The sequence below is a fragment of the Schlesneria sp. genome (assembly GCF_036405755.1).
Lineage (GTDB): Bacteria > Planctomycetota > Planctomycetia > Planctomycetales > Planctomycetaceae > Schlesneria > Schlesneria sphaerica.
Genome location: NZ_DASWWZ010000258.1, coordinates 1 through 14,000, shown reverse-complemented (window position 1 = coordinate 14,000; position 14,000 = coordinate 1). Strand labels below are relative to the sequence as shown.

At 55.2% G+C, this 14,000-nt stretch carries 11 protein-coding genes; 6 read left to right on the top strand and 5 right to left on the bottom strand.

The annotated features are described in order from the left end of the window. Window positions 1-134: 134 nt before the first annotated feature. From waaF to VGE80_RS09070, 6 genes are all read left to right on the top strand, one after another. Entirely contained in the window at window positions 135-1,214 is a 1,080-nt protein-coding gene (gene waaF / locus VGE80_RS09095) for a lipopolysaccharide heptosyltransferase II (RefSeq protein ID WP_440592429.1), read from the top strand. 187 nt (window positions 1,215-1,401) lie between these two features. Further along, on the top strand, window positions 1,402-2,613 hold the full coding sequence (locus VGE80_RS09090; RefSeq protein ID WP_440592428.1) for a glycosyltransferase family 4 protein: 1,212 nt from the start codon (window positions 1,402-1,404) through the stop codon (window positions 2,611-2,613). Between the two features lie 283 nt (window positions 2,614-2,896). Further along, window positions 2,897-3,316, top strand: a complete 420-nt coding sequence (locus VGE80_RS09085) for a BlaI/MecI/CopY family transcriptional regulator (protein WP_373652464.1) — start codon at window positions 2,897-2,899, stop codon at window positions 3,314-3,316. A gap of 270 nt (window positions 3,317-3,586) precedes the next feature. After that, the gene (locus VGE80_RS09080; protein ID WP_440592427.1) at window positions 3,587-4,804 is read left to right on the top strand and encodes an FG-GAP repeat domain-containing protein; all 1,218 of its coding nucleotides are present in this window, start codon (window positions 3,587-3,589) and stop codon (window positions 4,802-4,804) included. Between the two features lie 335 nt (window positions 4,805-5,139). Further along, window positions 5,140-6,582 (top strand): serine/threonine protein kinase, encoded by a 1,443-nt coding sequence (locus VGE80_RS09075; protein WP_373652462.1) that lies wholly within the window; start codon window positions 5,140-5,142, stop codon window positions 6,580-6,582. 13 nt (window positions 6,583-6,595) lie between these two features. Next, on the top strand, window positions 6,596-7,405 hold the full coding sequence (locus VGE80_RS09070; protein WP_373652461.1) for a 3-keto-disaccharide hydrolase: 810 nt from the start codon (window positions 6,596-6,598) through the stop codon (window positions 7,403-7,405). Here the strand turns inward: VGE80_RS09070 and VGE80_RS09065 are convergent. The 5 genes from VGE80_RS09065 to der all read right to left on the bottom strand — a co-directional run. Then, on the bottom strand, window positions 7,402-8,190 hold the full coding sequence (locus VGE80_RS09065; protein ID WP_373652460.1) for a PIG-L deacetylase family protein: 789 nt from the start codon (window positions 8,188-8,190) through the stop codon (window positions 7,402-7,404). The genes VGE80_RS09070 and VGE80_RS09065 overlap by 4 nt on opposite strands. Before the next feature lie 12 nt (window positions 8,191-8,202). Next, window positions 8,203-10,128 (bottom strand): hypothetical protein, encoded by a 1,926-nt coding sequence (locus VGE80_RS09060; protein WP_440592426.1) that lies wholly within the window; start codon window positions 10,126-10,128, stop codon window positions 8,203-8,205. A 22-nt stretch (window positions 10,129-10,150) separates the two neighbouring features. Then, on the bottom strand, window positions 10,151-11,473 hold the full coding sequence (locus tag VGE80_RS09055; protein ID WP_440592425.1) for a hypothetical protein: 1,323 nt from the start codon (window positions 11,471-11,473) through the stop codon (window positions 10,151-10,153). A gap of 579 nt (window positions 11,474-12,052) precedes the next feature. Then, complete coding sequence (locus VGE80_RS09050; protein ID WP_397569728.1) at window positions 12,053-12,454, bottom strand: 6-pyruvoyl trahydropterin synthase family protein; 402 nt, start codon at window positions 12,452-12,454, stop codon at window positions 12,053-12,055. 270 nt (window positions 12,455-12,724) lie between these two features. Then, on the bottom strand, window positions 12,725-14,000 hold a 1,276-nt coding region (gene der, locus VGE80_RS09045), incomplete at its 5' end, for a ribosome biogenesis GTPase Der (protein ID WP_440592424.1).

The window sequence follows — 14,000 nt, the reverse complement described above, 5'->3', positions numbered from 1 at the left end:
CCCGGGGGTTTCGACCACTGAGATCGTAAGGCGGTTACGGGCCGTCCAGACCGAGGCAATTTCGATTCCGTTGCCTCAACCCGCTGAACGACGTGCAGCGTGAGGCAAAACTCAGCTCAATGGCTCTAAATCCCATGAAGCTTGCAATCTTCCTCCCCAACTGGATTGGCGACGTCGTGATGGCGACGCCCGCTCTCCGCGCGATTCGGAACGAATTTTCGTCGGCAGAGATCGTCGGTGTGATGCGTCCTTATGTCGCTGATGTCCTTGCGGGGACGGGACTGATCGATCGTGAGCTGTTCTATAATCCCCGCGGCAAGGATTCGTCGCAGCGGGATATCAGTTTTATTCGCCGCCTGCGTGCGGAGCGATGCGACACGGTTGTCCTTCTGCCAAATTCCTTCCGCAGCGGCGTGCTCGCCTGGTTGTCTGGTGCCCGGCGGCGTGTGGGATTTGCGCGTGATTTGCGGAGCTGGTTGCTGACGGATCGAGTTGTTCCCAAATCGAAATCGACGCCTCATCCGGTGATGGACGAGTATCTGCGTCTGGCCGATCGAATGGGGTGTCGTTCGCTGGGAACGAAGACGGAACTGGCGGTTTCTCCCGAGGACCAGGCACGACTGGACGAGTTCTGGTCGGGACGGTGGGTCACGGAGAACCAGGAATGGAAACAGATCACAAATCAGAGTCCTGCCAACTACGTATGTCTGAATACCGGTGGAGCATTCGGTGCCGCAAAGAACTGGCCCCGAGAATACTTTGCCGAGTTGGCACGTCGCATCGCGACAGAGCTTAACCGTTCGGTCCTGATTGCCTGTGGACCTGCAGAACGGGATGACGCGCGCTGGATTGCGGAACAGGCGCGACATCCGTCGGTGCTGAGTCTGGCTGATACTCCACCCAGCATCGGGTTGACCAAAGCGGCGATTCGCTCGGCCCAGTTACTGGTCACAACGGATTCCGGGCCGCGTCACTTCGCGGCTCCGTTTGGCACGCCCGTCATTACTTTGTTCGGACCAACGCATATCGAGTGGAGCGAAACGCGGTATGAGCTGGCAGAGCACCTGCAATTGAAACTTGATTGCGGACCCTGTCAGCAGCGAGAATGCCCATTGAAGCACCACCGCTGTCTGCGGGATCTGAGCGTGGACAGTGTGTATGCTGCAGTGCAGCGTCAACTTCAGCGGCGCTCATCCCTTCCCAAGGTCGCATAGGGACATCCGTAAAAGTAAACTCAGTGTCAGCGACGTCGGCAGGTCGTGATTCGCTGGAAGCGGAGAAAGACGGCCGACGCACTTGCCAGAGAATCGCACCTGTTCAGTTTTGTCCGGAAGCTCCCACCCTTGTCAGCAATCCCGATCTGAACGTCTGGGGCCAACTCAATTCACATCGAGACGTTCTATGCATATTGCTCTGATCCGCCGTTTCTGCTCGCTGAAAAAGGCGGGAGCTGAACGGTACTGCGTCAATCTCTTTCGGGGGCTGCAAAAACTTGGACATCAGGTCACAGTCATCGGTGAAGGAATTGATGATGAACTCCGCAATGAAGTGGAATTCGTGCCGATTCACGTCGATCGAATGACTTCGTGGACTCGAAACCTGTCGTTCTCGGCAAACTGTGCCAAATTTGTCCGATCCCGCCCCTTCGACATTGTTCACGGGCTGTCACGCGTCGAAGGTCTCGATACCTTTCGTTTAACTGACCCCATGCAGACGCATTGGGTGAAGGTCTGGTACCGCAATCCTGTTTCGCAGTGGTTTCAGCAACTGAACCCGCGACATCGCGCGATCTTCGAACTGGAACGAAAATTGTATGGACCGACGGGGGTTCGTCGGGTGATTGTTCAATCAAAACTCGACGCTCGCCTGCTGACGCAGTACTTTGGCGTTGATGAGTCCCGAATTCGCCATATCGTCAACGGCGTGGATACGAGCGTCTTTCACCCGGGTGTTCGAGCCGAACGGGATGCCGTTCGCAGTGAGCTCTTCGGACAGTTTCATTCGGCGGCTCCTGGTCAGGCGGGGAACGACACCGGAGAAACGGGTGCCGACGTCCAGCAGGACGACACCCCGCTGATCATCTTCGCTTCGATGGATTTCCGCAGAAAGGGGCTCGACTCTCTCTTGGCAGCTCTGGCAAACGCCAAAAATCGCGACATCCGGCTGGCTGTGCTGGGGGCGGGCGACATAGCGGGCTACCGCCGTATTGCGCGGTCGTTGGGCATCGAACAACGGGTCTACTTCGCGGGGAGGCAAAGTTCGATCGCGCGATTCTATGGAGCCGGCGATTTGTTCGTCCTGCCGACGGTATATGAGCCTTTCCCGAATGTGAACCTCGAAGCCATGGCTTGCGGGACTCCTGTAATTACAACGGCAACGGCTGGGGGGGCCGACATCATCCAGGAGGGTCGCAATGGATACGTGATCCCGGATGCATGGTCTGTTCAGGAACTGACTGAACAAATCGACCATTTCTTCGCGCTTCCCTCCAATGTTCGGGTGGCGATGAGCGATGCCTGCTGGCAGGTCGCCTCCCGCTTGAAAGTTGAAGATAATGCCCGGCAAGTCGTTCAGCTCTTTGAAGAAGTGCTGCGGGAAAAAAATGCCGGGTGAATGCGATGTCACCGCCCAGAGTTAGTTAGCGACGGGAAGAAACGGACTGGTCCAGAGTGTCACGCGGTGCATGAGAGCCCGTTAAGGATTTACCCGCCCTGCGTCAAGTCCCATTTATTGGGTTATACCTGTGAGGCCATTCTGTCTTATCAATTGAGTAGCGGACAGTTTCGGTCCCCTCGGCTTCGGTGTACTCTTGTTTGCAGGACTCTATCACATCAATCCTGTTATTGGTCGTTCTGACCGGTACCCGCTCGCGAGCGTCATTGACACCGAGGCAGATATGGCGAAGAAGAAGCAAACAGCAAAACTGTCAGTGGGAGAACTGCGCTTAATGGCCGTCCTCTGGCGATTAGGACCTCTCAAACTTTCCGAGGCTTACCGTGAACAGCCTGGGAATGTCGGCTACACCACGATTCAGACGCAGCTTAACCGCCTTGTAGACAAAGGGGTTGCCGTACGGTCGAAGTCTCGACCTATGCGCTACGAAGCTTTACTAGACCCTAATGCGGCCGGGGCCGGAATGTTGCAACTACTGGTCGATACTGTTGGCAGTGGCAGTATCCTTCCCCTAGTTCAGCAACTGGTGACGCTCCGTCCTATCTCCAAAAGCGAGGCACTGGAGTTGAAGGAAATCATCGATGATTCCGTTTCACCCAGGAAAGGAGTTAAGAAGGCCGTGAAGCGCGTGAAAGCCAAATAGGGTTTATTCTGGACGAGTGTGCACTAAACGTGGCTTGCTTTTCTGTAATACTCCCTTTGCCGACATCCGGCAGTAACTCCCCCCATCGTGAGGCAATCCTTGGGGAATTTCACCACCATGGATTGGACCCGGTTGCGATGAGCAATTGAGCGTTTTGGATCCATTTGGTTGACGAACCAATTCAGCGACGTGACACTGGCAGGTTAAGTTGAGATTTTCGACCAGGGGATATTGATCTGTTGATTCATCGCTGCTGAGGAGCCTTCGTTCATGCTGCTACGCGTGTTGTCTGTCGCATCTGTGCTGGGACTGCTGCCGGGAATCCTGAGTGCGGGCGAGCCGAGGTTTGAACGAATCGAACTGGATGCGACATTTCGATCTGAAGGAGTCACCGTGGGGGACTTCAACAAGGACGGAAAACTCGATGTTGCCGCTGGCGACGTTTGGTATGCCGCGCCCGATTGGAAGCGGTCACGGTATCGGCAGCCGCTCAATCAGCAGGGACAGCCAACCGAGGCATATGACGGCACGAAAGGCTACTCGAACTGCTTTGCCAGTTTTACCTACGACCTGAATGGTGATGGTTGGGATGACATCATTGCTGTCGGCTACCCCGGGGACCCATTCTACTGGTACGAAAACCCCAAAAATAAAGAGGGGGACTGGAAGGCTCACGAGATCTGGCACAGTGCCTGTAATGAGACCGTTCTGTTCACTGACTTAAACAACGATGGCAAGCCCGAACTGATTCTGGGATCACAACCAGAACGTCAGATGGGGTATCTCACGATTCCCGCGACCGAAAAATGCGATGAAAAATGGGCCTTTACCCCCATCAGTGAACCGGGTGAACCTCATGAGAACGGCACGTTCAAATATTACCACGGGTTGGGGACTGGCGACGTCAATTCGGACGGACGGATCGATGTCATCATCCCCCATGGATGGTGGGAAGCACCGGCGAAGCTCGGCGATGGTACCTGGACGTTCCATCCACTCCCGCTGGCCAAAGACAATCAGGGGGCTCCCCTGCCCGCTTCAAACATCCACGTGATCGACCTCGACCTGGATGGTGACAATGATTTGATCCTCAGTTCAGCTCATGCCTTCGGGATCTGGTGGTTCGAGAATCCCGGCAAGGATTCCTCAGAACCCTTTAAGTATCACTTGATTGACGAATCATTCTCGCAAACCCACGCGTTGGCTCTTGTCGATCTGGTAGAGAAGAACAAGCCCGCTCTCGTCACGGGAAAGCGATTCTTCGCTCATATGGGAAGTGATCCCGGCGAGTTTCAGCCGGTCGTGATGTACTGGTTCGAGATCGAACGGACCAAGGGGCAGCCACCCCGATTCGTCAAGCACGAAATTGAAGCGGGTCGGGACACAGGTGTCGGAACGCAGTTCTCCATGGTCGATTTCAATCGTGATGGTCGACTCGACGTCGTGCTTTCCAACAAAAAGGGCGTCAATGTCCTCCTGCAAAAGTAGGTGGTCGCGAAGACACGGTGCGTGGGAGATGACGTCGACTTCCCATCGATTCCGACAGCACGGATGACGTGGTCCCTTGCCTGGGTCTGGTAAAGTTCGATTTGCCTGAACTTTCCGGGAAGAACAGGACGATCGTCTCTCATGCCTTCGACTCACCCCGATTTGGGTGACCGAGCCGATAAAGAGAGGCTTACGAAATCAACCCACCCGGATTCCGTGCCGGATTCGTTAGAGGAATCAGTGGTTCAGATCGAGCCTGTTTCTGATGACGGTGGCATACCGCGTGGATTCTGCTGTCGTTCTGGCGACTTTGAACTCTAATTCCGGCGGGACTTATGCATCCAGACCGTATCGGCCCCTATCTGGTTGAGAAGCGAATTGGTGCCGGCGGGATGGGGAACGTCTACCTCGCCCGACACAAGGATTCCACGGAATACGTCGCCGTGAAAGAACTCCCCGCGTCACTCGCGCGGGAAGGAGGATTCATTTATCGCTTCAATCGCGAAATTGAAGCGATGGAAAAGCTCAACTGCCGAAACATTGTGAAATTTTATGACAGCGGCTCTGACGGGGACACGTACTACTACGCGATGGAGTATGTGGACGGGGAAACTCTGACGGCCAAACTGCGTCGAGAGAAACGCATCCCCTGGAGAGAGACGATTGAGATCGCCAGGCAAATTTGCGCTGGACTGAAGCATGCCCATGATGCGGGTGTCGTACACCGTGATCTGAAGCCGTCGAATCTGATGCTGAGTAAGGACGGGCAGGTCAAGATTACCGATTTTGGTGTCGCCCAGGTCTTCGCTGCGGAACGTCTGACTGCTACCGGAGGGGTAATCGGGACCGCAGAGTTCATGTCACCCGAACAGGTGAAGGGTTCGTGGACAGATAAACGCAGCGACCTGTATTCATTGGGAGCTGTCATCTACACGATGTTGGTGGGCCAGCCCCCGTTCGTGGGAATGAATGCGACGGACATCATGCAGAAGCAGCGGTTCGGTCGCTTTGATCCACCCAAAAATTACGTGCCCGAAATTCCTGCGACCTTGGACCATCTCGTCTGCCAGTTACTCGAGAAGGAGCCTGACAAACGCCTTCCGGACGCGTTCGTGACTTCCAAAAAGTTGCAGGAAGTGTTGTCCCGATACGACGCGAACATTTCTGACGATGTCGTCTCACCCACTGACAGGACCCGATCGGATTCCGGCGACGCGCACGCTGCGATTGGCGGAGAACTCGTCAGAGACATCGTCAAAATGGAGATCGCAAACGAGCCTTCCCTACTGGGGCATGTATTCAATAACACTTGGGTCCTGTTAACGCTGCTGACGATGATTGTCGCCGGAGTCTGTTGGCTACTATGGAATTCTAAGTCGCCAACAGAATCATCCGAGGTGGAATTTACTGGAGCAACAGAGGCAGAACGGATCGTTCAGGCCGCGCGATGGCGCTGGAAAGGTGGTGATCCCCACGCGGCTCTGCTTCAGTTGGACGCCCTTCAGGCGGTTATTCAGGGGGACCCCGATGTTCAGTCCGTACGGAATTCCATCGAGCGACTCCGATCAGCAATTGCCAAGCAGACGAAAACTCCGGACCAGCAGGAATTCGTCGAACGAGCACTGAGTCGTGCCGATGGTCTTCCCGAGGACCGACAAGAAGAAGCGCGAGAAGTGTATGAAGGGATTATCCTGCTCTATCAGGGTGATAAACGCCTTGAGGCATTCGTCGAACGTGCTCGTAGCAAACTCAAGGAGATTTCCAATTCCACACCATAGAAACGATTGCGCGATGGAGTCGCCACTCGACTCTGTCGCGGCCCTGACTCTTTCACCTCGACGCGGGCAAGTGTTGCGTGAGCTGAACAAACGGGTGCTTGGTACATTATTCTCCAGTCTGCTCGTGGCCTCTCTCAGTTTGGGCTGCCAGGTTGAAAAGCCAGCGACCGCACCCGTGACAACGACAGATTGCCCCCCCTCAGACGTGGCCAAGTCGCCTGAAGTGGTGACCCCGGCGCAGCCTGTCGTGGAGACTCAGCCAGAGTTCGAACTGGAGTCTGACTTCCGACGGCTGACTCTTGACGATTTCGACAAGTTCGGCGCTGAGCCCGATACATGGGGGGCCAGTGAGGAGGGTTTTTCTTGTGCGGGAAAGCCTCGAGGATATCTCTATTCACTAGACACTTATCAGGATTTCACCTGGCGGTTCGAATACCGCTTTCCCCGTCCGGCTAAACTCACCGACGACAGCAAATTCAAAGGGAACACGGGCTTCCTGGTCTACATCACCGGCCCACACAAGTTGTGGCCGATCTGCCTGGAAGTACAAGGTAAGCACGCTCAGATCGCGACCGTGAAAGAAAACGGAGGGGCTCAGCCAGTCTCTGTCGAGGATGACGACGAAGCTCGGCAGCGCTCCCGAGCCCCCGTCGGCCAGTGGAATGCGATCGAAGTTGTCTCCAGAAGTGGCGAACTTCGTGTGCTTATGAACGGCAGCTTGATCGCGCATTCCAAGCCGGACTTCCTCAGCGAAGGATTAATCGGAGTCCAGGCAGAGGATCACCCTTTCGAAGTCCGCAGGATGAGGATCCGCCGCGATTAGTGTGCGTGTGCAGCGGGCGCCCCACCCTCAAGAATCGTCTGGAGGAGATTATCGTGCGGATAGGGGTGTCCGCAGTGCTGCGTAAACGCTTCGCCGTACGCCACACCGATTTCCTGCCCTCTCGCGGCCGACCAGCGGCGGCATCCATCGAGATATTCGTCCAGCCCGTGTTGACGACGTAGCCACATTCGCTGGCTTTCATGGCAAGCAAGCATTTCCAGCTTCTTCTCCATGGTTTCGGAGACGTCGACAATAAAACCTGTCGGAAGCGGATTGCCGTAGTAGTCGATCCCTTGAATGGCATCCACGTAGTACAGGTGCGGAATCTTCGTGGTAGGGGTGGCCGGATCCCATTGGTGTGTGACGTAGTTGGGACAGCTTGCGTTGAAGCACGCATCACGCACGAGGCGGCTGGTCATCTCATGATCGCTCATGTAATCGATCGGAGGGGCCGTAATGACGATGTCGGGCCGTGCCTTGCGAATCGCCTCAGTCACGCGCTGTCGGCTTTCGTTGTCGACGACGATGCTCAGATCGCGGAATTCCAGGCAGGCATAGTCCGCGCCGAGAAGCTGTGCCGATCGAAAAGACTCATTCCGCCTGACTTCGGCGATCTCTTCCGCCGACAGCTCGGCACTTCCGCAATCCCCAGGCGTCATCGTCGCCAGTGATACCTGACAGCCAAGATTCTTCAGGCGAATCAAAGTTCCCGCACACTGGAGTTCGATGTCGTCGGGGTGTGCGTGAATGGCGAGAACTCGAACCTGATTACTTTCTTTCAACATCAATACATTACCTTAATGAACTTCCGCAGAATTCAGATCATCTTCTAACCGGGTACCGATTCTTTCGCGACGCTGACGGAGTAACGGGCTGTCGCTCCAGGGAGACGGAACGTCAGCTTCGATCTCGTCGAAGTCTGAGCCGTCATTGCGTCCGACATTTTTGGCAAAGATACCGAGGCTGCGGTTGGCTAGCCACAAGTACAGAAATCCAACACCCAGGAAATGCAAAAGAAGGAAAATCCAGTGCCCGGGTGTGTCGGGAACATCGCAAAGAACCACAGCGGGGCTGATAAACTGAATTGCGGTGACCCAGAACGGAGGTACCGGCTCGGGGAAAAGCGCCCACGCAATCAGGGGCGGGAGAGTACAGACGAGGCTGATCACGGTCATTGTGATCAGGATTGCCTGGGTTTGTGAGCGGCGGCGAAGCCCCTGGTGGAAACCAAACCAGGCAATGGTAGGCAGGTAGAGCGTGACTGAGAGAATGGCCCGAATGGCTGTAAACAGAATCGCAGTCTCGGAAGAGACTCGGGGGTGATAGATCGAAGTTCGGACCCACGATTCCCACCAGAGCTGAAAGGCGTAAACTGTTGCGAATGGGATCCACAGCATTTGAATTGTGCGCCAGATTCCCGCGAATTTCTGCTTGACGATTTCCTCGCTCTTGAGCGGTGTCGTCAGTAGAACATCGAGCGACTGATGAGATCTTTCCGAGCCAATCAGTCCGGTCGCCTGAATTGAGATCACCAGGGCTGCGACAATCCAAAGGATCCAAGTGGCGATGTATGCGGGAGCGAATCGGGAATAGATTGAATGATCATTGGTGGGCCACAGTAGCAGGAAGGTGATCGGAGCTTGAATCAGGATCAACATTCTGAACCGATAGCGGGTGGTCCCCAGCGATCGCTTTGATGTTTCGCGCCAGCGGATCGGATCGTAGTACGGTAGTCCGACGGTTTCCCGGACCAGGACCACTCCTTTCGTCAAACGGTTGTTGTTGGCCTTATCGAAGAATCGATCGAGCCCCTTAAACGTTTTCAGCAACAGGTTATTTGCTCGAACGAAGGCCCGCCGCCACAGGACCAGTCGTGCGAACGCGATGCTGAAAGCGGCTGTCCCGAGCGTGGGCAGCGTCATGACGAAACAGTCTAGCACGGTCTGCTGTCTCAAGTTCCGAAACCGGCCTGCCTCGGCGGCTATCAGTTCATTTCCGTTCACAATTGCCGGACCAAATGCGAGGACAACCCCGCTTGGAAAGGTCGAACCTCTTTCGAACAGCCACGTATGAGCTTCATCGCTAAGAAGGGGCAATGTGAGCATCTCAAATGCCGGACGGTAGAGAGACTCGTAAAGAGCCGCCGATCCGGCAATACACAGCGCACCAAGCAGATAGGCAGCCAGAAACGAAGATGCCGTCGTACGAAACCACGCCGAGCAGAGAATCGAGAACGCTCCGACCTGCAGCGCGGTTGCTACCAAAACCCACGTCAACTTGACAATGTCAGTCGCTTCGACACCTCCCAGACTGTAGCCAATCCCCAGAAGTGGCAATGACAGCATCATGAACGATGCGATCGGAACCAATCTGCTGAACAGTTTCTCGAAAATGATGGTCCAGGGGCCGAGTCTGGTCAGCAGAAGCAGACCAAGCGTATCTCGTTCTTTTTCTGCAGTCAGTACGCCACAGGTCATTGCGGGGAGAAACAGGTAGATCGCTACAAACTGGAGAAATCCCAGTGAGATAAAAATTTTGCGACCTTCTCCCAGAATGTTCAGCCCGTTCCATCCCCCCTGCTGACGCTGAAAAATCCAGATTGTCATCCCGTACAGAAGGAGCGCAAAGAGCGCTCGCAAGATGTATGTCCGTTTTCGGGCCGATTGCTCAATGAGTTCTTTCGTCAGAAGCGGAAGATCAAGCTTCGCGGTGCACGGGCCCATACACATTCATCCTTGGACGGGATTAGCGATACATAGGCGTCCTTGGAAGCCCCGACACGGGTTCGTGCCGGTAATGAGTTCCTCCATGCGGAATCGTCAGACGCGCATCGACTGTTGCCGTATCGCCGGGCAGATTGGCGAGTCGAGGTCGGAATGTGACGATCAGCATGAGAGGTAGATACCAAAGGACGTAGATTCCGCCTTGATGCGGGTACCAGAACTGCGTGGCGACAATGATGGCCGCGGAATTGGCGAGCAGCGTTTCCAGATTTTTCTTATGGGGCCAGATAGTCAACGTCGCGAGCAGCACCGTGAATGTTGCGAACACGGGAATACGGTAAGCAGGGTTATAGAGACTCCAGAACCCCACACCTTCATCCGCTTGAAACTTCAGGAGACTCCAGTCGATCGACCCAATCGTCTGCCGGGTGAAGCTGTGAGAATCGGCTGAGGTCAGTACCAGACTTCCCAGCAGCACCGCACCGGTCAGGACGAGCGCCATTCCGAATCGCATCGCTCCGCGTCCCCAGTAGAAGGCCATCCAGATCGGCAACAGAAAGACTGGAAAAAACAAGGTCCCACAGGCCAGTCCAAGCAGCCCTCCCGCAACCGTAGGACGATTGTGCGCGGCAACAGCCCACACGATCAAAGCCGCGGGCAGCAAGTGGTTCACTCGGGTGACGTCAAAGGCCGTAACGGGCAGCAGGAGATACATCGTTCCCATTGCCAGACCCAAGTTGGTATCGCTGAAGTGCCAGCGACCGACTGCAATCAAGCCCAACAGGACGGCCAAGTGGGAAAGGAAGGCCATCGACTGTGCAACTGCCTTGGCGGCTCCTCCGGTGAACGGGACCACAGACGTGGCCAGGAGTCGGCTTGCAGGACCAGTCGTGTCTCCGGCATCGGCCGGGCTGTACAGCGTTGAGGGCTCTTGTCGCTTCAGCAATTCGACTGCGTGATTGGCGGTTTGGACTGCACCGATGTCGGTAGGTTCGGTGATGATCTTGGTCGTTTGGAATAGCAGGGCCGCTGCACAAAGAAAGGCCATCCCTGCGGGGTTCAGGTTTTGCTCCATTCGTGGACGTCGGGTAAGAGTCCAGTCAAAAAGCAGTCGCATCAGCAACAGGCCGCTCACGGCAAACAGCCAGCAGTAGCCCAGCGTTGACCCGGCATAGTTGGATTTCACCAGCAGCAGCCCTGGCGCGAGAGAGAGCAGCAGTGCCAAGTCCAGGTTTCGGATGGACCAGAACCGACTGAATTTAAAGAACACCGCGATGATCAGCAGTAACGACAAATAGAACCATGTCGGTTCGTTGACTTTATAGCCCGTCAGTATGTCTTCCATTTCCGCAGCTCCAAACGCGGCCATTCCACCGACGGCCGCTTTGCTAGAACTCTGTCGTCAGCGTGGACGCTCCCCGGAATGAAAACCGTCAATCGTTGCCCGTTTTTCGTTTCGCAACCAGCGGCGTGAACGGTGCGTGAGGTAGAACATGTGTCCTCCAAAGTCCCCGCCGACTCTCCCGGCCCCTGCTTTCTCGGCGAGTAACGAGACTCCCTTGCTTTCAGGAACTAAAGGATACGGTACCACTGACAGAGTTCAATTGGAATTTCGCATTCACACCCAATAGCTTCGGCATCCGCTCTCTGATCTGACCACTTCTGCAAACTGCTGTGGAGTTTCCGGAAATGCCGCTATTTTGAACGTCTCGGGGACGACCCTAATGAAATTGACGAAGGTAACGATTGTCACCACCGCCGACCCCTGCCGGTCAATCAACGCCATGTGTCAAAGGACAGGCGGCCAATGTCAGAAGGTCCTGTTTCAGGTTCATCAATCGATTGGAAGGTGAGGCTGTCACCCGGACCGCGCGGCGGCGGGTGACGGAGGACGCCACTTCTTTCTCGCGGTTCCGGCAGCAGATTAACCACGGTAAGTGGCGTAAGACTGAAAAGTTTCCCAAAGTGAAACCTCGACGACGGGCAGGTCCTGCGATTTAGCGAAATCAAAGATCAATCGAGCAATGTTTTCTGCTGTCGGGTTGCTGTCGATCAGATAGAGTGGTTCGCCTTGAGCGAGCAGATAATCAACCACCGGATCGTTCCTGTTGAGGATCATGCGGTGGTCGAGATTCTTGTCGATCCAGCCCGCCACATGTTTCTTGATGTCACTGAAATCGACGAGCATTCCTCTGTCATCCAACGCGTCGTTTTCCAGGACAATAATTGCTTTGCCGTTGTGACCGTGGAGGTGCTTGCACTTTCCATCGTAGTTCAGCAGACGATGGCCGTAACAGAATTCGATCTCTCGAGTTACGCGAAACATTATCGATTCCTTAGTTCACCGGGGGGTGAATTGGGTTGTGAATCAGGCGAAAGGCACCTGGCGAAGTAGTGCGGCCCGCCCGACAGTCTAATCCTCTTCTGTCGGCCGGGGAAATCAAAACGGGATCTCCCGACGGGCAGACATCTTTCCTCATCAGAGCAGAACGACCGAAAAGCAGGTCGACGACCGTTAAACGCTTGTTGATCGTTATGGCGTCATAAGGGATGTCATGCCTCGCTCGGCAAAATCGCGAAAGGCAAGGAGTGGTAATCATTCATCGTCGAGATCGACACCCAGAATTTCGTCTTCGAATTCATCCAGATCAATTCCACGGTCGATGGCCGACGAGATTGCTTCTTCCCGCTCGCCCTTGGTGTGATCATCGGCCTTTGAGCGGAAGTAAAGCTTGATCGGGACTTCCTTGAACGGAAGCCGTTCTCGCAGAACCCCCAGCAGGTATCGTTTATAGTCCTCGTCGAACAGTTCCTTGGCGTTGCACTTGATGACGATCGTTGGGGGTTCGGTTGCCACCTGCGTAGCGAACAGAATTCGCGGTGTCCGGTTCATTCGCGTTGGCGGTGGCGCGTTCTTGACTGCAGCCCGAATCAGCTTGTTCAGCTCACCCGTTTTGGTACGGAATCGGGATTGCTTGTAGATCGACTGCGCGAGGTTGATCAACTTCTTGACGTTGCGTCCCTCTTTCGCGGTGATCACGCAGACGGGGACGTGCCGCATGTGCATGAAGTTCTTGAACAAGTACTCGGCCCATTCCGAAGTCCCGGTCGACTCTGGAGCGAGATCCCACTTGTTGATGACGAAGATGCATGGCTTGTGCTCGTCATGGATTTCTCCGACGAGTTGCTTATCAACCTTCGAAATCGTTTCCATGCAGTCGAAGAACATCAACACAACGTTCGCGCGGCGAATACTCCGTTTCGCCCGTGCCAGTCCGTACCATTCCACGTTGTTCGCGAGACTTTTGCGTTTGCGGACCCCGGGGGTGTCGATCGCGATGAACGATTTGTCGTCCATCTGAAAACGGACGTCGATGCTGTCGCGCGTCGTCCCGGCGATTTCACTGACGATGACGCGATCGTCTTCTGCCAACTGGTTGATGAACGTGCTTTTTCCGACGTTCCGCCGCCCGACAATGGCGAGTTTCAACTCGGGAACTTCTTCCAGCGATTCACCTTCTTCCGCTTCCAGATTGTCAGGAGGCGGAAGGATATTGAGAACGGCTCGCAGCAGTTCGTCCTGGTTACGATTCCCTTTCACGCTGATCGTGATCAGCGGTGCATCCGCAACCTGATAGAACTCGGCAACTTCGCGATCCACTTTGGGGGAATCGCATTTGTTGACGACCAGCAGTTTGGGTTTGTCGATTTTCCAGAGCCGGCGACTGACTTCCTGATCCAACGCCGTGATACCGGCAGGGCCTTCAACGACGAACATGATCACATCGGCCTGTTCGAGAGCAATCCGAATCTGTGTGTCAACTTCCTCGGACAGCTCGCCGACGTCAACGATTCCGATTCCACCCGTGTCA